The following is a 21,217-nucleotide window of genomic DNA, read 5'->3' as shown; positions in this document are numbered from 1 at the left end:
TCCAACCGCTAGACTTGACCGCGTCCTTCGGTTGCCGCCCACCAGTGAATGAGGAATCTTGGTCGATTTCAGCGCTCGTTTCGCCACCGGAATTGAGCAGCAGAACTGGGACGCTCTCGTCACGGCGAACCCGGGTGGAGGAAACATGCTCCAGTCCGCGGCCTTCGCCGAGGTCAAGTCGCACCACGGATGGCGGCCCCGGTTCGTGGTGCTCGACGGTCCCGGCTACACCAGCCACAACCTCGTCCTCGAGAAGAAGCTGCCCGTGATCGGGGCGCTGTGGTACCTCATCAAGGGGCCGGCGGTGACGGACGCCGAGCACGTCCCGGGTGCCGCCCGGGCCGTCGCCGACCTCGCGCGCAGGGAGGGGCGCAACGTCTTCGCCATCAAGGTGGAGCCGGACCTGATCGACACCCCCGAGCTCCGTGACGCCTTCACCGCCGCGGGACTCGTGAAGACCTTCAACCTGCAGCCCAACGACAGCACCGCCATCCTGGACACCACGCCGGAGGCGAACCAGCTGCTGCGCAACCTGCACTCCCGCGGCCGGAACGCCGTGCGGCGCGCGCTCCGCGAGGGCGTCGAGGTGCAGCGCATGGAACCCAGCGAAGAGACGTTCCGTGCGATGTACTCCCTTATGGGGCACATCGAGGACCGATCCGCCGCGCGGATGCGCTCCTTCGAGTACTACAGCCGCTTCTGGCAGAACTTCGTCGATGCCGGCCAGGGGCGCTTCTATTTCGTGCACGAGGACGGTGAGCCCTCCGTCGGCGCCTTCGTCATCAACTACGGCTCGAAGGGTACGTACAAGGACGGCGGTTCGCGTCCCGGACGCAGGCAGTACGGGGATTCGCACCTCGTGCAGTGGCGCGCCATCACCGACCTGAAGGACGAGTTCGGCATCGTCGAGTACGACTTCTGCGGCACGCCACCCAGCGACCAGCTCAAGGACACGAGCCACCCGCACCACGGCCTCGGGCTGTTCAAGACGAGCTTCACCAAGACCGTGACGGATTTCGCCGGATGCTACGACCTGGTCGTCAGCGGCTGGAAGTATCGTGTGTGGACCACGATCGCCGAACGCGTAGCGCGTCAGGTGCACTGGCGCCGGACGCACCAACCGTTCTACTGACGAGAAGCCCGCGGTCCGCCGCGGTGATGGAGCATGAAAGGCGGCTGTGAAAGACGGTTCCACCCCCGGGGACGGCCCATCGCCTTCCTCCAATCCTTCGCCGGTGGCGGAGGCGCTTCCGGTGATCCAGCGCCCCTTCGACCCTACTGCTGACGAGAAGAAGAAACTGGCTGCGGGCAAGCGGGCCGGAGATGGCAGTAGCGACCGACCCGCCACGAAACCGGGCAGGAAATCGGCAACCCAGCCGAGGCAGGCGCGCGCCGGTCGCCAGCGCCAGCAGGCGGTTCGTCCCACGGACGCCCTGCCGACCACTCCCGAGCGCGTACCCTCAGCGGGGCGCTCCAACGCTGCTGCCCGCTCCATGCTCCGCCGCCTCGTTCAGGGCGAAGCCCCGCCCACGCAGGCGATGAGCATCGTCGAGCGCCTGGCTGGAAGCCCCTATGCCAATCCGATGATCCAGGTCGGCGGACCCGATGCCAGCGCTCGAAAAGCACTGGACTTCGCGCTCAACCTGGCGGAGACCATGTTCCGGTACGGGGCGGGCGCGTTGGAGGTGGAGACCAGCATCATCGCCGTCACAGCGGCTTTCGGTCTGGACGACATCGAGGTCGACATCACCAACCAGTCCGTCGTGCTGAACTACTCGGCCAAGGACCAGACGCCGACCACGGTGCTGCGCGTGGTGCGGTCATGGACCAACAACTACGCAGGGCTCACTGCCATCCACCGCCTCGTGTCCGACATCGCCGACGGCGGCGTCTCCCGCACGGAGGCCGCACACCGGCTCGACGAAATCACCCACCGGCCCAAGCCCTTCCCGCGGTGGATGGTGACGGCGGCCTTCGGAATCTTCTCCGCCGCGATCGTCGCCTTCATCGGAGGTACGCCGCTCGGATCCCTCGTCGGGTTCGTCAGCTGCATCCTGGTGGACCTCGTGAGCCGGAAACTCGGCGAGTGGAGGGTTCCCGAGTTCTTCTCCGTCGCGACGTCCTCCGCGCTCATCACCCTTGTGGCGATGCTGTTCTGGTGGCTCCGGGTTCCGATCGAACCGGCGCTTGTGGTGGTGGGCGGCATCCTCCTGCTGCTGCCGACCGGCCGGCTCGTGTCCGCCACCCAGGACGCGATCAACGGATTCCCCGTCACCGCAGCCGGCAGGTTCCTTTCTGCGATCCTGGTGTTCGCGGCCCTCGTGGCAGGGATCGCCGTCGCGCTGGTCGTCGGGGCAGCACTCGGCATCCCCGAGCTCGAGGTCCTCCAGTCAGCCGGCTCCCAGTACCCCTGGCCCGTCGTCGCCGTGCTGATCTTCATCGCCGTGGCCATGATCTGCATCGCGGAGCAGACCGACGTGAAGCTCGTGATCCCGACGTCGCTCGTCGCAGTGGCCGGTTACCTCCTGCTGGTCAGCGCCATGACGGCCGGTGTCGGATACCGGCTCGCGCCGGCGCTGGCCGCGATCCTGATCGGCGCGTTGGCCCGCATCGTCGCCCTCCGGCTCGGGGCTCCACAACTCGTCGTCGCGGTGCCCGCCGTCCTCTTCCTGTATCCCGGGCTCACCATCTTCCGCTCCATGTACGCGCTCACCATCGAGCCCGACGTCGGATCCGGCGGAGCGCTGGGGCTCTTCAATGCGCTGACCGTCGTGCTGGCGATCGCCGCAGGCGTCGTGCTGGGCGACAACCTCGCGCGGCCCTTCACGCGGAAGCTCAGCTCCAACGAGAGGCAGCGCAACCGGCGGCGATAGGCTGCCCTGCCGACTTCCGGAAGTTGGAGGGGCCGTCCCCTCGAGAGCCGGGGGCAGGCGTCCTACCGGAGACCGTCCCTCGGCGCCGCCGAGGGACGGAGCGCTCAGGCGGCCCGGAGGGCAGTTGTTCGCGACCAGTCGATCGGCTCGGCGCCCTGCTGTTCGAGCAGGCCGTTCACACGGGTGAACGGCCGAGAGCCGAAGAACCCACGGGAGGCCGACAGAGGGCTCGGATGCGCGGACTCGACCGTGGGTGTCCGGCCGAGCAGGGGCTTGAGGCGGAGGGCGTCCTTGCCCCACAGGACGGCGACGAGCGGACCTCCGCGTGCGACGAGGGCCCGGATGGCTGCGTCCGTCACGAGTTCCCACCCGAGGCCCCGGTGCGAGGCGATCTCGCCGGCGCGCACGGTGAGGACACGGTTGAGGAGGAGCACCCCCTGCTCGGCCCAACCCGACAGGTCGCCAGATGCGGGTACCGCCGCCCCCGTGTCGGCGGACAGCTCGCGGAAGATGTTCACGAGGCTGCGCGGGATGGGTCGTGTGGAGGGGTCGACGGCGAAGCTCAGCCCGACGGCGTGCCCGACGGTCGGGTAGGGATCCTGCCCCACGATGACGACCCGCACCCGATCGAGCGGCGAGGTGAAGGCGCGGAGGATGTGCTGCGCGTCCGGCAGGACCCGCCGGCCGCTGGAGAGCTCGTCCGTGAGGGCCCCTGCCAGCCCATGGAGGACCGTCTCGACGGGTTTCAGTGCAGCGGCCCAATCAGCGGGCAGCAGGTCCTCCACCCTCGCCGGAGCGGCGAACGGGAACGAAGCGTTCGGCGCGGGCAGCGGAGAGGCCGGTGGTCGCGGATCGCGCACGCTCGGCGTCCGCTGCGTGCCCCGGGCGAGATCCGTCAGGTCGAAGAGCGCGCCGTCGTCGTGGATCATGGTCCCATTCTCGCCTGTGCCGCCCTAAGGTGCCGCGTAAATGACAGGCGTGTAATTCGGAACTACCATGGTCTGAGTTGTGCCGAGTCGACGGAAGGCGGAAGCGGACATGGCCGAGCCACTGCGACGTATCGATGACACGCCCCCCGGTCAGGACGCGAAGCCGGCCCTCGGGGACCGGGAGCAGCGCATGCTCGCGCTCGAACGCGAGTGGTGGAAGTATTCCGGCGCGAAGGAGCAGGCCATCCGTGACCTGTTCAACATGTCCGCCACCCACTACTACCAACTCCTCAACGCGCTCATCGACACCGAGGCGGCGCTCGCGCACGATCCCATGCTCGTCAAGCGGCTGAGGCGACTGAGGTCCACCCGCCAGAGGGAACGCTCGGCACGCCGTCTGGGTGCGGACATCTAGCGTCGCCCGAGGCACCCGACACACCGAAGGACAACCCTGAATCATGACTGACCACCCGCGGGACGAGTTCGACAAGATCCCGGAGTCCTCCGCGCGCCAGGGTGTGCACCGGGAACGGCTCATCCCGGCAGGATCGAGCGGTCTGGGACTCAAGATCACGGTGGGGATCCTCGCACTCCTCATCGGGTTGGGTGCCTACTTCATCCTTCCCCGGCTGGGCCTCGCCGGTGCTACCGAAGGTGCATCTGCAACCTCCATCACCGCGAGTGATCCGGCCCCGACTGCCACTGCCACTGCCGCTGCAACTTCTTCTCCCACTGCTTCCGCCTCCGAAAGCGCACCTTCGGCCGCTGCACCATCGGCGTCGAGCACGCCGTCACCCGCAGTCACTCCGGACGTGTCGGTGAGCACGGAGCCGACGGAACAGGTCGGCGCCGCCGCAACTCCGTCCGCCATCGACGAGCAGGCCGGAGTTCCCGACCGGACCCAAGCGGTGAGCGTTCTCAACGGCACGGGCGCTCCGGGCCTGGCGTCCTCGGTGGCCGGTCGACTCGCCGCCGCCGGGTGGAACTCCGCTTTCCCCGGCAACTGGGCCGGTACCCCCGTCGATGCTTCGGTGGTCCTCTACAGCGGTGAAGCACAGCGCGCCAGCGCAGAGGCGGTAGCAGCCGATCTCGGTATCACGAGCCTCGTGGACAGCCCTTCCGTCGCTTCCGGCATCCTCGTGGTCCTCGGACCCGGATTCCAGTAATCGTTCCGCTGCAGCTCGAGGGACGGCTGGTCCGGATCAGGGACTGGCGGGCGGGGGACCTGCCGATCTACCGCGAGTGGCTGCGCCCCCACCACGAATGGCATGACTGGGACGGGCCCTACTTCCCCGTGCCCGACGACGCCGAAGCGGACACCCTCGTGCGCTCGCTCGGTTCGCTGCTGGATCAGCCGCGCACCGCTGCCCCACCGCGCAGGGCAGTCGTCGCCGACCGTGGCACGGACTCCCTGATCGGCGTCGTGTCCTGGTACTACGAGTGCGAGGTATCCGACTGGCGCCGGGTCGGGATCACGGTCTTCGATCCAAGCCACCGTGGACGTGGAGTGGGGCTCGAGGCACTCACCCTGTGGGCGGCTCACCTCTTCTCCTCGACCGGCATCCGCCGGCTCGACTTCGCGACCTGGTCGGGCAATGCCGCCATGTGCAGGGTCGGGGAGAAGGCGGGGTGGCGGGAGGAGGCACGTTTCCGGGACGCGCGGGAGGTTCGCGGCGAGGTGTACGACGCCGTCGTGTTCGGCGTGACCCGCGGCGAGTGGGAGCGAACCGCCCCCACCCGTTCCGGCGTCAGTCCTTGAGCGGGATGCCCTGGGCGTCCCTGCGGAATTGCTCCGGGCCGACCAGGATCATGATGCCCTCGACGAGTCCCCAGATCCCGGCCGCGATGGCGCTTAGGCCGAACGTGAAGATCGCGCCGACCGTGGACATGAGGATCTGCACGATCCCGATCGTGGTGTACCCGAGATAGAACCGGTGGCTCCCGAGCGATCCCAGCAGGATGCCGAGGATCCCGGCGATCACGCGCGATTTCTGCGGCGCGTAGGGCTGGCCGAAGGGCCCTTGGTTGTACCCGCCCTGCTGGGATGCACCCTGTCCGTACGGCGCTTGGGCATAGGGCGCATGACCGTACTGTCCCTGTGGCGGCGGAGTCTGACCGAACCCGGACTGGCCGTACTGCCCCTGGAAAGAGGGGCCGGCCGCATACGGATTCGGCGCGGCTGTCTGCGGAGCATAGGGGTGCCCATCCTGAGGCGAGTACGGAGGGTCGGAGATGCTCCCCGGGCCGCCGGCCGGGGATTTGGGGGTACCCTGCGTTCCAGGAGGCCGGGGCGCGGATGGGGCACCGTCTGCCCCGCCGTCCGCGACCTCGTTCCCCTGGCGATGCTCGTCGGATCCCTTGCTGTCAGGACCGGTTGCTGGCGTGGACACTGTGCCTCTCGTTGCTTGTGGTTCGCCCAACCTATGCCCTCGCAGGCATCCGCGCCACGGCTTCCCGCCCAGCGGCTCCTTTCCGTCCTTCAGGAGCGCGCACCACGGGTTCGGCGGGTTGCACTCATGGGGTGAGAGTGCTAATTATTGACTTAGCACTCACGCGCGCAGACTGCTAAGGCTGGGCGTGATGGGTGAAGCAGGCAAACCTCTGTGGTGGGGGCGGAGCCGGAACGTGAAAGAGATCGTTCCGGCGAGGCCCAGCCGTCGCGGGCACCACACGCAGGCAAGCATTGATGTGCTGAAATGCAACCGTCCCCGAAAGGACCTACGCCGTTATGGCCAAGATCATTTCTTTTGATGAAGAGGCCCGCCGCGGCCTCGAGCGAGGCCTGAACACCCTCGCTGACGCCGTCAAAGTAACCCTCGGCCCCCGTGGTCGCAATGTCGTGCTCGAGAAGAAGTGGGGTGCCCCCACCATCACGAACGACGGCGTCTCCATCGCCAAGGAGATCGAACTCGACGATCCGTTCGAGAGGATCGGCGCGGAACTCGTCAAGGAAGTTGCCAAGAAGACGGACGACGTCGCAGGCGACGGAACCACCACCGCAACCGTTCTCGCCCAGGCCCTCGTCAAGGAAGGCCTGCGCAACGTCGCGGCCGGCGCTGACCCGCTGAGCCTGAAGCGCGGCATCGAGAAGGCCGTTAAGGCCGTCATCGACGAGCTGCTCGCCTCCGCCAAGGAGATCGAGACCAAGGAGCAGATCGCGGCCACGGCTTCCATCTCCGCCGGGGACAAGCAGATCGGTGACCTGATCGCCGAGGCCCTCGACAAGGTCGGCAAGGAAGGCGTCATCACCGTCGAGGAGTCGAACACCTTCGGCCTCGAGCTCGAGCTCACCGAGGGTATGCGCTTCGACAAGGGCTACATCTCCGGCTACTTCGTCACCGACGCAGAGCGCCAGGAGACGGTCCTCGAAGATCCCTACATCCTGATCGTCAACTCGAAGATCAGCAACGTCAAGGACCTCGTAGCAGTCCTCGAGAAGGTCATGCAGTCCGGCAAGCCGCTGCTGATCATCGCCGAAGACATCGAAGGTGAAGCCCTGGCCACCCTCGTGGTCAACAAGATCCGCGGCACCTTCAAGTCCGTCGCCGTCAAGGCTCCGGGCTTCGGCGACCGCCGCAAGGCGCAGCTCGCGGACATCGCGATCCTCACCGGTGGTCAGGTCATCGCCGAGGAAGTCGGCCTCAAGCTCGAGACCGCCACCCTCGACCTGCTCGGTACCGCCCGCAAGGTCGTCGTGACCAAGGACGAGACCACGATCGTCGAGGGAGCCGGCGACGCCGACGCCATCGCCGGACGCGTTGCCCAGATCCGCGCCGAGATCGAGAACTCGGACTCGGACTACGACCGCGAGAAGCTGCAGGAACGCCTGGCCAAGCTGGCCGGCGGCGTTGCAGTCATCAAGGCCGGTGCCGCTACGGAGGTCGAACTCAAGGAGCGCAAGCACCGCATCGAGGACGCCGTCCGCAACGCGAAGGCAGCCGTCGAGGAAGGCATCGTCGCCGGTGGTGGCGTTGCCCTCATCCAGGCCGGCGCCAAGGCATTCGCCAACCTCGAGCTCTCGGGTGACGAGGCCACGGGCGCGAACATCGTCCGCGTTGCCATCGATGCGCCGCTCAAGCAGATCGCCTTCAACGCAGGCCTCGAGCCCGGCGTCGTCGTCGACAAGGTGCGCGGGCTGCCCGCCGGTCACGGCCTGAACGCCGCTACCGGGGAGTACGAGGACCTGCTGGCCGCCGGAGTCAACGATCCCGTGAAGGTCACCCGTTCGGCCCTGCAGAACGCAGCGTCGATCGCAGGCCTGTTCCTCACCACGGAAGCCGTCGTTGCGGACAAGCCCGAGAAGGCTGCTCCCGCCGGTGGCGGCGACGACATGGGTGGCATGGGCGGCATGGGCGGCTTCTAGTCCCCATACCGCTTGCTGCGCCACCTGCGCACACGCACGAGAAGGGCGGCACCCCCGGTCGGGGGTGCCGCCCTTCTCGTGCTGCTGGGCAGTGCTCCGGAATCAACTCATGAACATGCGCGCGTTGCTCTGCTCAGCCTCCGCGTACTGCTGGGTCGCGACCGTGAGGGCCTCGTTGATGCCGGTAAGGGATTCCTCCACCTGCTGCTGGGTAGCCCGCCACTGCAGGATGAGTTGCTGGAAATTGGTGGCCGCTTGGCCCGTCCACAGACCCTCGAGTTCGCGTAGGCCGGCCTGCATCGAGTTGACCTCCGCCTGGAGTCTCGCGATGGTGCCCTGCACCTGGCTGCTCTTGGCCGCCAGGCTATCGGTGTCTACGTTGAAGAATGCCATGCTCTGCTCCCGTGTGCTCGCGCTTCCTTGACGGTATCGACGCTAGGGTGCGGTGCAGCAGGATCAGCGGTCGTCGCGGCTTTTGTGGACAACCGGTCCTGCAGGGGGCGCCTGTGGAGGAGTGATGGTGACGGGAGGGCGCTGCTGCGCGGGGGTCCGCATGCGCTCTTGTCCGGCATTCCGCTGGACCGCGGCGTCCGCGTCACCGTTCCCGTCGGCGTGGGCGTCGTCCCCCGACTCGGCGAGCGGGACGTGCGGTAGCCGGATCGACAGGGTGGCTCCGCCGCCTTCGGTGTCCTCCAGGCGGACCGTGCCGTCGTGCTGCGCTACGAGCGCGGCGACGATCGCGAGCCCGAGCCCTGTTCCGCCCGTCTCCCGATGACGTGACGTGTCCGCACGGTAGAAACGCTCGAAGACCTTCGCGGCGTCGTCCTCCGAGATCCCGGGGCCGTGGTCGCGGACCTCGAGGACGGAGTCGCTGTGGCCGTGGAGCACCGGTGCAACGCCTACCGCGATCTCGATCGGCGAGCCCTCGGGTGTGTAGCGCAGTGCATTGGTCATGAGGTTGGCGACGACCTGCCGGAGGCGCGCCTCGTCCCCTTTCGTGGGGGCGGACCGGGGCTTCCCGCCGTCCAGACCGATCACGGTGATGGACCGGTCCGGGGCAGTCGCGCTCGCGTCGAAGGCTGCATCATGCCCGAGCACCATGAGATCCACGGGCTTCACCTCGGGAGGGCGCTGTTCGTCGATCCTGGCGAGGGTGAGCAGGTCCTCCACGAGTTGGCCCATGCGGATCGCTTCGCTCTCGATCCTGCCCATAGCTGCCGCGACGTCCTCCTCCTTCTGGAGTGCCCCATGCCGATACAGCTCGGAGTAGCCGCGGATGGTGACGAGCGGAGTCCGGAGTTCGTGCGAGGCGTCGGCGACGAATCGCCGCATCTTCGTCTCCGAGGCGGTGCGCGCGGCAAATGCGCGTTCGATGTGCGCGAGCATCGCGTTGAGTGATCTCGACAGCCGCCCGATCTCGGTGGCCGGACGCTCGACGGCGACCCGCCGTGAGAGATCTCCGGCGGCGATGGCGGCTGCGGTCCGCTCCACGCGCGCGAGCGGGGCGAACTGACGCGTCACGGTGACGAAGGCGATGAGCGAAGCCAGTGCGGTGGTCACGAGCCCGGAGGTGAAGATGATCTCCGTTGCTTCCTGCAGCGACTCGTTCACGGTGTTCAGACGGGAGGCGATGGCGAGATAGCCTTCAGTGTTCGCCAGGCGGAAGATGCGTACCCGCCAGCCCTGGCTGTCCGCGTCGGTGCTGGCGACATCGAACCCGTCGCCGTTGAGTTCGATGATGCGCTTCTGGGTGATGCCATCGAGGTCGGGAACGTCCACCGCATCATCGGATTGGTTCGCCACGACGATGGAACCGTCGGGATCGAGCAGGGCCGCGTAGTACCTCAGGACGGCGCCGTCCGTCTCCTGTTCCGCGGAGTAGACATCGCCGGCGACCTTCTCCGCGTTGTTCCTGAGATCGGCGTCGATGCGGTCCACGAGACCGTCACGGAGCAGGGACACCGTCGCGAGTCCCGTGATGCCCACCGTCACGACCATCAGGAGCATGATGATCGCTACGAGTTGCGATCTGAGGGACGCCGCGTTCCAGCGTTTGAGCACAGGAGACGCTCTACCGCTTGTCGGCAGTCCGCAGCAGGTATCCCACGCCGCGCTTGGTCTGAATCAGGGCCACCGCGTTGGGGTTCCTGTCGATCTTGCGACGGAGGTAGGAGATGTAGGACTCCACGATGGAGGCGTCCCCGTTGAAGTCGTACTCCCACACGTGGTCGAGGATCTGAGCCTTGGACAGTACGCGGTTCGGGTTCATCATCAGATAGCGCAGCAGCTTGAACTCGGTGGGCGAGAGGTCGATGACTTCGCCTCCGCGCCGGACCTCGTGCGCGTCGTCGTCGAGTTCGAGGTCGTCGACGCGGATCACGGCGTCGTCGTCCTCCAGGGGATGCGTGCGGCGCAGGACCGCTCGGATGCGGGCGACCACCTCGTCCAGGCTGAACGGCTTGGTGACGTAGTCGTCGCCGCCGACCGTCAGTCCGGTCACCTTGTCGTCGGTGTCGTCACGAGCGGTCAGGAAGACGACGGGAAAGTGCCGGCCGGCCGCCCGCAGCCGGCGCGTGACGGTGAAGCCGTCCATGTCGGGCAGCATGACATCGAGCACTGCGAGGTCGGGGTTGTGAGTCTCAGCGGCTGCGAGGGCATCGCGGCCGTTCGCTGCGGCGACGACGTCGAAACCGGCGAATCGCAGCGAGGTGGACAACAGTTCGCGGATGTTCGGTTCGTCGTCGACGACCAGGAGTTTCGCTTCAGGGCCAGTTTTCTTCACGCCACCAGTATCCGCACGGATGCTGTGAATCTGCTGTACGCCTGCTGTAAGCCCCTTGTCAGTCCCTGGCTCCCCGGTCACCTATGGCCGACGCATCGAGGATGCGGTAGGCGTAGCCCTGCTCGGCCAGGAAACGCTGCCGTTTCGCAGCGAAGTCCTGGTCCAGCGTGTCCCGTGCGACGACGGTGTAGAAACGGGCGGCACGGCCGTCCGTCTTGGGCCGGAGCAGCCGTCCCAGGCGCTGCGCCTCTTCCTGCCGCGACCCGAAGGACCCGGATACCTGGATCGCCACCGACGCCTCCGGCAGATCGATCGAGAAGTTCGCGACCTTGGACACCACCAGCACATGGATCTCACCCGCCCGGAAGGCCGCGAAAAGCCTTTGCCGTTCCTTCACCGACGTGTCCCCCTTGATGACCGGGGCTCCGAGCCGGGCCGCGAGGTCGTCGAGCTGGTCGATGTACTGACCGATGACCAGGAGCTGCTCACCCTCGTGTGCTGCGACGAGCTTCTCCACCACGTCCGACTTCGTGTCCGACGTGGCGCACAGACGGTACTTGTCGGCGTCATCAGCCATCGCGTAGGCGACGCGCTCGTCTCGCGGAAGGTCCACCCTCACCTCGACGCAGTCAGCGGGCGCGATGTAGCCCTGGGCCTCGATGTCCTTCCAGGGGGCGTCGTACCGCTTCGGCCCGATCAGGGAGAACACCTCGCCCTCCCTGCCGTCCTCCCGGACGAGGGTCGCCGTCAGCCCGAGCCGGCGCCTGGCCTGGAGGTCCGCCGTCATCTTGAAGATCGGAGCGGGAAGGAGGTGGACCTCGTCGTAGACGATGAGGCCCCAGTCGTTCGCGTCGAGCAGCTCGAGGTGCGGGTACAGCCCGCCGCGCTTGGTCGTGAGCACCTGGTACGTCGCGATCGTCACGGGCCGGACTTCCTTGACCGCGCCCGAGTACTCGCCGATCTCCTCCTCGGTCAACGAGGTTCGCTTGAGCAGTTCGTCCTTCCACTGCCGTGCCGACACCGTGTTCGTCACGAGGATGAGCGTCGTGGTCTGGCTCGTCGCCATGGCGGCCGCCCCGACCAGGGTCTTCCCCGCTCCGCAGGGCAGGACCACGACGCCGGATCCGCCGGACCAGAAGTTCTCGACCGCGAGCTGCTGGTAGGGGCGCAGGGTCCAGCCGTCTTCGTCGAGCACGATTGGATGCGGCGTCCCGTCGACGTAGCCCGCGAAGTCCTCGGCGGGCCACCCGAGCTTGAGCAGCAGCTGCTTGAGCTGCCCGCGCTGGGAGGAGTGGACGACCACGGTCTCGCCGTCGATCCTCGGTCCCAGCAATGGCTGGATCTTCTTGGCGTGCAGCACCTCCTCGAGCACCGGATAGTCGGAGGTGCGCAGCACGAGTCCGTGCTGCGGGTCCTTCTCCAACCGCAGCCGGCCGTAGCGCGACATCGTGTCCTCGATGTCGATCAGGAGCGCGTGCGGCACGGGAAAACGGGAGTACTTCAGGAGCGTGTCCAGCACACGCTCGGCGTCGAGCCCCGCGGCGCGCGCATTCCACAGACCGAGCGGCGTGAGCCGGTAGCTGTGCACGTGCTCGGGAGCGCGCTCGAGTTCGGCGAAAGCGGCGATCGCATGCCGCGCCTCCGTGGCCTGCTCGTGGTCCACTTCCAGCAGGATGGTCTTGTCGCTCTGGACGATCAGCGGCCCGTCAACCATCTGAGGGACTCCCTTCGAGGATTTCCACGTCCATGACGCGGTGGACGGACACGACCTTCTCTACCTGCTTCTCGGGGTCGAACACGCGCAGGCGACCTCCCGACACCGAGAGTGGAACAAGCACCTGCCGCACATGATTCCCTTCGCTGTCCGCGGTCCCGAGGCGGATGCGGCTGCGTGACCTGATCGCCGAGCGCAGAGTTTCCAGGCTGACGAGCGTCTCGCTGTCCGAAGCGGCGGCCGCGTCCGGGGCGCCGGCGCGCGCCGAGCGCAGGGCAGTAAGCTGCGCCGAGATCTCCTCCTCCGCCACCGACCACGGATTGAGCCGCGACCGGAGCTGCTCCGGGGGGACCCGCGCGGCGGGAACGGGCTCGCTCCGCTCCGTGACCGCCCCGATCCCCACGACGGCGTCGGACGCGGGCGAGAAACCGAGGCTCCTGAGGAGCGCGACCAGTTCCTGGGGGGAGGCCGGCGCCACCAGGACCGTCGGCGCGATCCGGTTGACACCGAGCGACGCGGCACGCGGGTCCGCCAAGACCGTCGCGATGACGGCGTCGTCCTCCGTGTGGAGATAGCTGCCCGCCCGGCCCACCCGCAGGCTGCCGTACCGGGACGCGGTGTCCTCCACGAGGTAGGAGAGTGCCTGCGGGATCTCGGTCACCGAGTGGGTCCGCAGGAACCCGAGGATCGACGATGCATCCTCGCCGAGGTCCAACGCGGACCGGATGGACTCCGCGGAGAACCGGTAGGTCGTCGCCGGGCCCTGTCCCTCCGGCGTGGACAGCCGCAGCAGCCCGCGCGCCACCTCGGGCTGCAGGTACCCGGGTGCGACGGCGGTGAGGTCCGCCTGGAGGACGACGTGCGCCACCGGGGCGGGTAGAGCCTCCCCGACGGCGCGTGACGCATCCTCAAAGCGCCCCTCGGCGACCAGTCGGCCCGCGAGCGTCAGCGCGCCACCTCCGGTCAGCCCGAGGAGTGCGGCCTCGACGAGCATCCCGGGCAGCAGCCGGGCGAAGCGCCGGTGCAGGCGCGGCTGATGCCAGGTGGCGAGGGCGATGACCGACTCGTCAGTGAGGACCGGCACATCCCCTGCTTCGCCGTCGTCACCTGGTCCCGTGCGGGCGCCGCCCGGCCGGCCGGCCGCTTCGTGGCTGGTGCCAGCAGTGCTCGACAGTTCCAGGGCGGCTGCAAGGAGCCTCTGGCGCACCATCGGGGCGTCAGGGCGCGAGGCCTCGGCGGCAAGGGCGTTGACGGCGGTGCCGTCCGGCATCCTGGAGCCGACCAGCGCCGGTGCCCGGTCGACCGAGAGCCATCCCTCGACGAGGAGCAGCCACTGCGCTTCACGGTCGAGCGCCTCCCAGGCGTCGAGCCGCGAGGCCTTCCAGCGTGAATCGTCGGGATCGAGGCTCAGGAGGCCGACGGCGGCGGCGAGTTCCAGCAGCCATGCGGCTTCCGCGTCGGTAGTGCGCAGGACCTCGCGCAGACGACGCAGTTCACGGACGCCCACTCCTCCCGAGCGGAGCGTCGCTACCGGGGTGCCGGCGGCCGAACCGAGGAGCGCGGTCATCAGCCGGAGTGTTTCCGCGATCGCCCCGAACGCCGCGTTGTCCCTCACGCGCGCACTAACGGTGCGCCCGACGGCTACCGGCGGCACGGTCTCCAGTGCTGTGTGGACCGCGTGCCCGCGCAGCGCCCTCCCCACGCCCCGCGGCAGTTCGACGTGCAGCGCATCCAGCGGCGCAAGCAGGCACCGCTCCAGCAGCCAGCGCACGGCGGGCGAGGCGCCGCCGTCTCCGCCCGTCGACGTCGACCCGACCGGCGCATCGCGTAAGCGGGAGAGGAGCATGGCGGCTCCCTCGGGAGCATCGGTCATGACGCGGCTCCAGGTGAGGGGATCCGCCAGGGCCCTGTCCAGCGCCGGGGCTGCGGAGGCCGAGTTCATGGCCTCGGTATCGAGGCCGTCCACCACGAGCCGCACCGCGTCCACGAGTGCCGGACCGAAGCGCGGGATCGAGCGCGCGAGCGTCCGGAAGGGCCGTCCCAGACCGGCGGGATAGGGTCCCAGCGCGTCGGCCAGGGCTCCGACGGGCAGAAGCTCCTGCGGAACGGTACCGATGACGAGGGCCCGGTGTCCGAGCTCGGCGACGATGGCATCGAGGCCGGGGCGGTCTGCCGTGGCGAAGGCCGACAGCAAACGCTCGTAGGCGATGGGGCCGCCGTCGTCCTCGCTGAGTACCACGATCGCCTCGAGGACCTGGAGCTGCGGCCGCGTGAGGTTGTCGAGGGCCCGCTGCAGGCTGGCACGGGTGGATGCGCGTGCCGCGAGCGCGGCGAAATCGGGCACCGGGGGAAGGATGAGATCGGGTCGCACGGCCAGGAGCCGGCGTAGCTCGTCATCGCTCCGGCGGGCCAGCTCATCGGCCAGTGCTCGGATTGCGGACATCACCTCAAGGTTACCCGGCGCCTCCGACACACCTCGGGTCGTTCGGCCCGCCCCACGTGCCGCCGAAGGTTCGGTCGGAGATCGCGCCGGCTACGTCATCGCGGTTGCCGGAGTCAGGATCTCCGACGGGTGACGACGGACCAGAGGACGAGCGAGGTCATCAGCAGGAAGGCGATCGGCAGGCAGAAATAGGTCGCCAGCACGAAGCCCGGCCACACGTAACCCCCCAGGAAGGCCGCTAGCAGGATGGCCGCCAGGGACAGCAATCCGATGACGGCGAAGGCCACGGCGAGGATCATGACCACGAACCGCCCGCGCTGCGATTCCTCCGCCCCGCTGTCGCGGACATCCTCCGGCTGGGGCTGGTCGGGGGAGCGGCTCGGCGCTGGTTCGTCAGGAATCATAGCCGTCCAAGACTACAAGAACCACGGCCGGGGAGTGGCGGCAGAAGCTATATCCTAGGAGACACAGACTTCCCCGGCGGTGGCGGTGCCCGAGGGCGCCGGACGGTCCATGCGCGCGGGGCCACGACCGCAGGCGACTTCGCCCGGTACAGCTAAGAAGAGGTAAACGACGTGCCCATCGGCAAAGTTAAGTGGTTCGACGCGGACAAGGGCTTCGGGTTCCTGTCCACGGACGACGGCAAGGAAGTCTTCCTGCACGCCTCCGCCCTGCCTGCCGGCGTCAGCGAGGTGAAGGTCGGCACCAAGCTGGAATTCGGAGTGGCAGACGGTCGACGAGGGCTCCAGGCGCTCTCCGCGCGGATCCTCGAGCAGGCTCCCTCCGTCGTGAAGGCCACCCGCAAGAGTGCCGATGACATGGCCGTCATCACCGAGGACCTCATCAAGCTGCTCGACGGAGTGTCCAACGGCCTCCGCAAGGGGCGCTACCCCGAGAAGGCACACGCGTCGAAGGTCGCGGCTGTCCTGCGGGCAGTCGCCGACGACCTCGACGCGTAGGCTTCCACCATGACCTCGAGCAACCTGGAGACCGCCGACGGCGCTGCTCCGACCGACACCGGAGCGACTGCGGGCGAGGCCGACGACGCGGTCGGGGCGCCCGTCGAGGCACCACGGAAACCGCGTGCGTCACGACGCATCCCGAAGTCGGACGCCGTCCTCGAAGCGGCCGTCGAGCGTGCCCGCCTCGGCGTGCTCGAGGTTGCGCCGGAAGCGCAGGTAGGGCGGCACGTGTCCGCCACCGTCGAGGGCGAGCGCCTGGTGACCCACCGGTTCGAGGCCTTCGTGCCCGGATACGGGGGATGGCAGTGGTTCTCGACCGTTGCCCGGGTGGCGCGCAGCAAGGACGTGACGGTGTGCGAGGTGGGACTGCTGCCGTCGTCGGCCTCCCTGCTGGCACCCGAATGGCTGCCGTGGTCCGAAAGGGTGCGCCCCGAGGACTCGCAGCCGGACGAGGCAACCCCTGGGGATCCGGCACCTGCGGGCAGTGCAGGCGAGGCCGGCAACCCGCCCGCCCCCGCGACCGCCGGCGGATCCTCCTCGGATGATGCGCGCGCCGGTGATTCGACAGTCGATTCCCAGGACGCCGGGACGTCCGACGGGCAGCCCGACGCCGAGTGACGGACCAGTGGCGCCGAAGCGGGAGGAGGGGGCGTTGAGCACCTTCCGCTCGTTCGGTATCCACAACTACAGGTTGTGGTTCATCGGAGCCCTGATCTCGAACATCGGCACCTGGATGCAGCGGACCGCGCAGGACTGGCTGGTCTACGACATCCTCACGGAGCAGAATGCGTCCGCCCTCGGGATCGTGATGGCACTCCAACTCGGTCCGCAGCTCGTCATCGCGCCCTGGGCCGGCCTCATCGCCGACACGGTGGACCGACGACGGCTTCTCGCGACCACGCAGGTGGCCATGGCGCTCCTGGGAGTCGGCCTCGGCCTGATGGTCATCCTCGACGTCGCCGCCCTGTGGCACGTGTATGCGTTCGCCCTGGCGCTGGGCGTCGTCTCGGCCTTCGACGCCCCGGCACGGCAGGCCTTCGTGTCCGAGCTCGTGCGGGACGACTACCTCCCCAACGCCGTGGCGCTCAACAGTGCCTCCTTCAACGGCGCGCGCCTGGTCGGTCCGGCCGTCGCCGGTCTGCTCACGGCCGGCGTGGGGCCCGGCTGGGTGTTCATGATCAATGCGGTGACGTTCGGGGCGATGGTCTACGTGCTGCTCGCCATGCGAAGCTCCGAGCTCAACAAGCAGCCCCGCTCGGCGCCGGGCAAGGGGCGGATCCGCGCTGGATTCCTGTACGTTCGGCAGCGCCCGGACCTGATGGTGGTCATGCTCGCGATCTTCATCGTCGGTACCTTCGGCCTGAACTTCGCGGTGTTCATCGCAGCCATGGCGCGCACCGAGTTCGGGCAGGACGCCGGTGTCTTCGGCGTGCTGTCCTCGGTGATGGCTGTGGGGTCGGTCGCGGGCGCCCTGCTGTCCGCACGGCGGGAACGGCCCCGGTTGCGCTTCATCTTCGGGGCGTCGGCCGCGTTCGGGATCGCCTGCGTGCTGGCTGCCCTCGCTCCCACCCTGTGGCTGTTCGGGGTGGCCCTCGTGCCGGTCGGCCTGTTCGCGCTGACCCTCATGACGAGCGCGAATGCGTATGTGCAGACGACGACGGACCCCGCGATGCGCGGTCGCGTCATGGCGCTCTACTTCGCGATCTTCCTCGGCGGGACGCCCCTCGGTGCGCCCGTGGTCGGATGGGTGTCGGACATGTTCGGCCCGCGGTGGAGCCTTGGTGTCGCTGCCGCCTCCGGGCTCATCGCCGCCGCGGCAGGCATCTTCTGGGCGTGGCGCTACCACGAGGTCCGCCTGCGATACGACCGTTCCGCGCCGCGGCGGCTCCGCCTCGACCACGAGGCCGGCGCGGGGGACTGATCCAGCGCCCGCAGCCGCCTGAGCGGTGCGCCGCCTACAGCAGGTTCTCGACCGTGTAGTCAATGCAGGCAATCAGCGCGGAGACGTCGTCGGGCTCGATCGCCACGAACGTGGCGACGCGGAGCTGGTTCCGACCGAGCTTGCGGTAGGGCTCGACGTCGACGATCCCGTTCGCGCGGAGGACGGCGGCGATGCGCGCGGCATCGACGTCGCCGTCGAAGTCGATCGTGACGATGACGTTCGAGCGGTCCTCGGGCCGGGTGACGTACGGCGCTGCCACGGGCGAGGATTCGGCCCACGAATACAGCCGTCCCGCCGAGTCCGCGGTCCGGGCGGCAGCGAACGGGAGACCGCCCTGTTCGTTGAGCCAGGCGACCTGCGCGTCCAGCGTGACGAGCGTGGACAGCGACGGCGTGTTGTAGGTCTGGTTCAGGCGGGAGTTGTCGATGGCCGTCTGCAGGTTGAGGAAATCCGGTATCCACCGGTCACCGGCGGCGATCCTCGCGGCACGCTCCAACGCCGCGGGGGAGAAGAGGCCGAGCCACAGACCGCCGTCGGACGCGAAGTTCTTCTGCGGGGCGAAGTAGTAGGCGTCGGCCTGCGCGACGTCGACGTCGAGCCCTCCGGCGGCGGACGTCGCATCGACGAGGACGAGCGCTCCGTCGTCCGCGCCCTCGATCCTCCGCACCGGCGCGGCGACGCCGGTGGACGTCTCGTTCTGGGGCCAGGCGTACGTATCGACTCCGGCTTCTGCGACCGGATCCGGACGCGTGCCGGGTTCGGAGGTGACGATGCTGGAGCTCTCGAGGAACGGCGCCTTGTCGGTCGCCGACGCGAACTTCGAGCCGAACTCACCGAAGGACAGGTGCTGCGCCTTCCGGTCCACGAGGCCGAATGCCGCGATGTCCCAGAACGCCGTCGAGCCGCCGACCCCGAGGACTACCTCGTAGCCGTCGGGAGCCCCGAAGAAGGAGCTGAGGCCTTCGCGCACGCGGCCCACCAGGTTCCGCACGGGCGCCTGGCGATGGGAGGTACCCAGCAGTGACCGACCCGCGGAGACGAGGGCGTCGACCTGGCCGCTCCTGACCTTCGAGGGACCGGCTCCGAAGCGGCCGTCCGACGGCAGGAGGTGGTCGGGAATGCGGGGCGATTCGGTCATGGGTGCTCCAGCTGATCGACTGAGGGTGTGGCCCTCATTCTGCCCCAGCGGAGGGATGCCCTCCATTTGTTAACACCGTTCGTGGGCATCATCACCGGCGCCGCCCCACGTCGCCGATCGGTTTTCCAGCCTTCTCCCGCCATGGGTTAACCTTGGGAGGCGTGGGGCGGAACAGGCTGTGGCGGCCGTGCAACCCCTCATCGGCGTGAGGCATTCCCGCCGAGCACCCGCACCGCACCAAGGAGCTGACCCGCATGACGGACCTCATCGACACCACCGAGATGTACCTGCGGACAATCCTTGAACTCGAGGAGGAGAACATCGTCGCTCTCCGCGCGAGGATCGCGGAGCGGTTGCGTCATTCCGGCCCCACGGTCTCCCAGACCATCGGCCGGATGGAACGCGACGGACTCGTCGTCGTCTCGGGCGACCGGCACCTCGAACTCACAGAGCTCGGTCGTCATCGTGCCACAGGCGTCATGAGGAAGCACCGCCTCGCCGAGCGCCTGCTGAGCGACGTCATCGGGCTCGATTGGGCCTACGTCCACGACGAGGCCTGCCGTTGGGAGCACGTGATGAGCGAGCGCGTGGAGCGCAGGCTGTACGAGCTGCTGGGCAAGCCCTCGGAGTCGCCGTACGGCAACCCAATTCCCGGCCTGGAGGCGATCGGCGGCGTCCAGTCGGAGCTGTTCACGGATGGTGTGGTGACCCTGCTCTCGGCGATGGCGACGTACTCCCCGGACAAGCAGGTGACACTGATCCGGCTGGCCGAACCGATCCAGGTGGATCCCGAGCTGCTCACGCAGCTCGACGAGGGCGGGTTGCGTCCGGGAGCCCACCTCACCCTGGAGTCCGTGGGAGGGTACGTGTCCGTGCGCGTTCCAGGCGTGGAGGGCGCCCTCGAACTGCCGCCCGAGGTCGCCTCGCACGTCTTCGTGTCCGTCGCCGCCTGACGCTCCGCCACAGCCGTCGTCACCAAGAACATACCGTTCCGTGATCTGAACGTGACATACCCGCGTATCTGTTGTAGCCTTCATCTCGTGCCAAATTCGCTCTAGATCCGGCACCCTCGTGCAAATCGCCTAGCTCTGCCATTGCCCGAGGTCCGTTCGCACCATCGCATGGCAGAGGCGGGGGAACCAATTTTTGGGTTTCGTCACAGAAATCCTTGGGGTTAAGTCGCTGTTTGCGCAGCGGCCGGGTGACTCCCATCCGAATCCGACAGCTCACCTCGCAGGCGTTGGGAGAGGTAATCCAACGTGTCCAATAGCTCTTCGCTGGGCCGCCACCGCGCGCCCCAGACCACCAGCCCCCTGACTGCTCTTTCCACCGCTGTTGCGTCGAACGCCGGATCGGTGGGCCGCCAGGCAGCCGTCATCGTCGCCGCTTCGGGCCTGGTGCTCACCGCAGGCCTCCCGGCCCATGGAGCCACCACGGCCGAGCGTGAGGTGCAGTCCTCGACCGCCCTGACCGTCAGCCGCGTCGTCGCCGCCGAGGTCAGCGTCCCGGCCACCGCGAAGGTCTCCTTCGACCGCGTAGCCGTCGAGGTGACGCCGGCCCCCGAGGCGGTTGTGGAAGCTCCCGTCGTCGAGGCCGAGCCCGTCGTCGTCGAAGCCGCCGCCCCGGTCGCACTGCCCCAGGCCGCACCGGTAGCGGCCGCGCCGGTCGCAGCCCCCGTCGCAGCAGCACCTGTCGCCGCACAAGCTGCTCCCGCTCCTGTCGCCGCGCAGGCCGCACCCGCTCCCGTCCAGTCCTCCGGCGTCGCTGCCGGACTGGTCGCCTCCGCCTACGCCCAGATCGGCGTTGCGCAGGACTGCACCGCCATGGTCGAGAAGGCGCTGCGCTCGGTCGGCAAGTCCGTCGGCGACCTCGCGCCGGGACAGTTCTACCAGTTCGGCGACGTCGTCGGAACGCCCGCTGCGGGCGACCTCGTGATCACCGGCGGCCACGTAGCGATCTACGTCGGCAACGGCCAGGTCATCAGCGGTGGCCTCAACGGCATGAACACCGGCCTGCACAGCCTGTCAGACCTCCCCGGCGCCAGCTTCGTCCGCGTCCGCTAGAACCCCCC

20 protein-coding genes and 1 riboswitch are annotated in these 21,217 nt (G+C 68.4%); of the genes, 11 read left to right on the top strand and 9 right to left on the bottom strand.

The annotated features are described in order from the left end of the window. The first annotated feature begins 58 nt into the window (after positions 1-58). A complete protein-coding gene (locus FDK12_RS08595; protein ID WP_137369178.1) occupies positions 59-1,132 on the top strand; it encodes a lipid II:glycine glycyltransferase FemX in 1,074 nt (357 codons plus the stop codon). 103 nt (positions 1,133-1,235) lie between these two features. Next, the gene (locus FDK12_RS08590) at positions 1,236-2,873 is read left to right on the top strand and encodes a threonine/serine exporter ThrE family protein (protein ID WP_223263175.1); all 1,638 of its coding nucleotides are present in this window, start codon (positions 1,236-1,238) and stop codon (positions 2,871-2,873) included. A gap of 104 nt (positions 2,874-2,977) precedes the next feature. On the opposite strand, the gene FDK12_RS08585 is transcribed toward FDK12_RS08590, so the two are convergent. Next, positions 2,978-3,802: a uracil-DNA glycosylase gene (locus FDK12_RS08585; RefSeq protein ID WP_137369177.1), complete on the bottom strand. Its 825-nt coding sequence runs from the start codon at positions 3,800-3,802 to the stop codon at positions 2,978-2,980. A gap of 109 nt (positions 3,803-3,911) precedes the next feature. Between FDK12_RS08585 and FDK12_RS08580 the strand changes: the two genes are divergently transcribed. Genes FDK12_RS08580 through FDK12_RS08570 form a run of 3 tightly spaced genes read left to right on the top strand, consistent with a single transcriptional unit; the run spans position 3,912 to position 5,561 of the window. Next, positions 3,912-4,217 carry a DUF3263 domain-containing protein gene (locus tag FDK12_RS08580; protein ID WP_137369176.1) on the top strand — a complete coding sequence of 102 codons (306 nt, stop codon included), beginning with the start codon at positions 3,912-3,914 and terminating at the stop codon, positions 4,215-4,217. 43 nt (positions 4,218-4,260) lie between these two features. After that, positions 4,261-4,968, top strand: coding sequence for a LytR C-terminal domain-containing protein (locus FDK12_RS08575; RefSeq protein WP_137369175.1), 708 nt, complete (start codon positions 4,261-4,263; stop codon positions 4,966-4,968). Further along, on the top strand, positions 4,959-5,561 hold the full coding sequence (locus tag FDK12_RS08570; protein ID WP_317616728.1) for a GNAT family protein: 603 nt from the start codon (positions 4,959-4,961) through the stop codon (positions 5,559-5,561). The genes FDK12_RS08575 and FDK12_RS08570 overlap by 10 nt, the downstream gene beginning before the upstream one ends. On the opposite strand, the gene FDK12_RS08565 is transcribed toward FDK12_RS08570, so the two are convergent. Continuing rightward, positions 5,551-6,192 carry a TM2 domain-containing protein gene (locus FDK12_RS08565; protein ID WP_137369173.1) on the bottom strand — a complete coding sequence of 214 codons (642 nt, stop codon included), beginning with the start codon at positions 6,190-6,192 and terminating at the stop codon, positions 5,551-5,553. The genes FDK12_RS08570 and FDK12_RS08565 overlap by 11 nt on opposite strands. Positions 6,193-6,530: 338 nt before the next feature. Between FDK12_RS08565 and groL the strand changes: the two genes are divergently transcribed. Next, the gene (gene groL / locus FDK12_RS08560) at positions 6,531-8,165 is read left to right on the top strand and encodes a chaperonin GroEL (RefSeq protein ID WP_137369172.1); all 1,635 of its coding nucleotides are present in this window, start codon (positions 6,531-6,533) and stop codon (positions 8,163-8,165) included. A 102-nt stretch (positions 8,166-8,267) separates the two neighbouring features. Here the strand turns inward: groL and FDK12_RS08555 are convergent, their stop codons facing one another. The 6 genes from FDK12_RS08555 to FDK12_RS08530 form a co-directional block, all read right to left on the bottom strand. Then, complete coding sequence (locus FDK12_RS08555) at positions 8,268-8,558, bottom strand: WXG100 family type VII secretion target (protein ID WP_137369171.1); 291 nt, start codon at positions 8,556-8,558, stop codon at positions 8,268-8,270. A 63-nt stretch (positions 8,559-8,621) separates the two neighbouring features. Further along, complete coding sequence (locus FDK12_RS08550) at positions 8,622-10,226, bottom strand: sensor histidine kinase (RefSeq protein ID WP_223263174.1); 1,605 nt, start codon at positions 10,224-10,226, stop codon at positions 8,622-8,624. 10 nt (positions 10,227-10,236) lie between these two features. Next, the gene (locus FDK12_RS08545) at positions 10,237-10,947 is read right to left on the bottom strand and encodes a response regulator transcription factor (RefSeq protein WP_104116999.1); all 711 of its coding nucleotides are present in this window, start codon (positions 10,945-10,947) and stop codon (positions 10,237-10,239) included. 58 nt (positions 10,948-11,005) lie between these two features. Further along, a complete protein-coding gene (locus tag FDK12_RS08540; RefSeq protein ID WP_137369170.1) occupies positions 11,006-12,661 on the bottom strand; it encodes a DNA repair helicase XPB in 1,656 nt (551 codons plus the stop codon). Next, positions 12,654-15,104: a helicase-associated domain-containing protein gene (locus FDK12_RS08535; protein ID WP_137369169.1), complete on the bottom strand. Its 2,451-nt coding sequence runs from the start codon at positions 15,102-15,104 to the stop codon at positions 12,654-12,656. Before FDK12_RS08535 ends, FDK12_RS08540 begins: the two co-directional genes overlap by 8 nt. Before the next feature lie 113 nt (positions 15,105-15,217). After that, on the bottom strand, positions 15,218-15,508 hold the full coding sequence (locus FDK12_RS08530; protein ID WP_137369168.1) for a hypothetical protein: 291 nt from the start codon (positions 15,506-15,508) through the stop codon (positions 15,218-15,220). Positions 15,509-15,679: 171 nt separating this feature from the next. On the opposite strand from FDK12_RS08530, the gene FDK12_RS08525 reads away from it, so the two are divergent. From FDK12_RS08525 to FDK12_RS08515, 3 genes are read left to right on the top strand one after another with little or no spacing between them, the layout of a single operon-like run. Beyond that, positions 15,680-16,063, top strand: coding sequence for a cold-shock protein (locus FDK12_RS08525; protein ID WP_104116995.1), 384 nt, complete (start codon positions 15,680-15,682; stop codon positions 16,061-16,063). Positions 16,064-16,072: 9 nt separating this feature from the next. After that, complete coding sequence (locus tag FDK12_RS08520; protein WP_137369167.1) at positions 16,073-16,684, top strand: DUF3027 domain-containing protein; 612 nt, start codon at positions 16,073-16,075, stop codon at positions 16,682-16,684. A gap of 34 nt (positions 16,685-16,718) precedes the next feature. After that, positions 16,719-17,987, top strand: a complete 1,269-nt coding sequence (locus FDK12_RS08515) for an MFS transporter (RefSeq protein ID WP_137369166.1) — start codon at positions 16,719-16,721, stop codon at positions 17,985-17,987. A 34-nt stretch (positions 17,988-18,021) separates the two neighbouring features. Here the strand turns inward: FDK12_RS08515 and serC are convergent, their stop codons facing one another. Beyond that, entirely contained in the window at positions 18,022-19,146 is a 1,125-nt protein-coding gene (serC, locus tag FDK12_RS08510) for a phosphoserine transaminase (RefSeq protein ID WP_137369165.1), read from the bottom strand. A gap of 254 nt (positions 19,147-19,400) precedes the next feature. Between serC and FDK12_RS08505 the strand changes: the two genes are divergently transcribed. Both FDK12_RS08505 and FDK12_RS08500 read left to right on the top strand, forming a co-directional pair. Next, entirely contained in the window at positions 19,401-20,099 is a 699-nt protein-coding gene (locus FDK12_RS08505) for a metal-dependent transcriptional regulator (protein ID WP_137369164.1), read from the top strand. A gap of 116 nt (positions 20,100-20,215) precedes the next feature. Further along, a riboswitch (cyclic di-AMP (ydaO/yuaA leader) is annotated at positions 20,216-20,400 on the top strand. A 5-nt stretch (positions 20,401-20,405) separates the two neighbouring features. Next, a complete protein-coding gene (locus FDK12_RS08500; protein WP_137369163.1) occupies positions 20,406-21,209 on the top strand; it encodes an NlpC/P60 family protein in 804 nt (267 codons plus the stop codon). Positions 21,210-21,217 lie beyond the last annotated feature (8 nt).

This window comes from Arthrobacter sp. NamB2, from assembly GCF_005281365.1.
In the GTDB taxonomy this organism is placed as follows: domain Bacteria; phylum Actinomycetota; class Actinomycetes; order Actinomycetales; family Micrococcaceae; genus Arthrobacter_D.
Note: the sequence above shows the minus strand (reverse complement) of the source record. Positions and strands in the feature narration are given on the sequence as shown.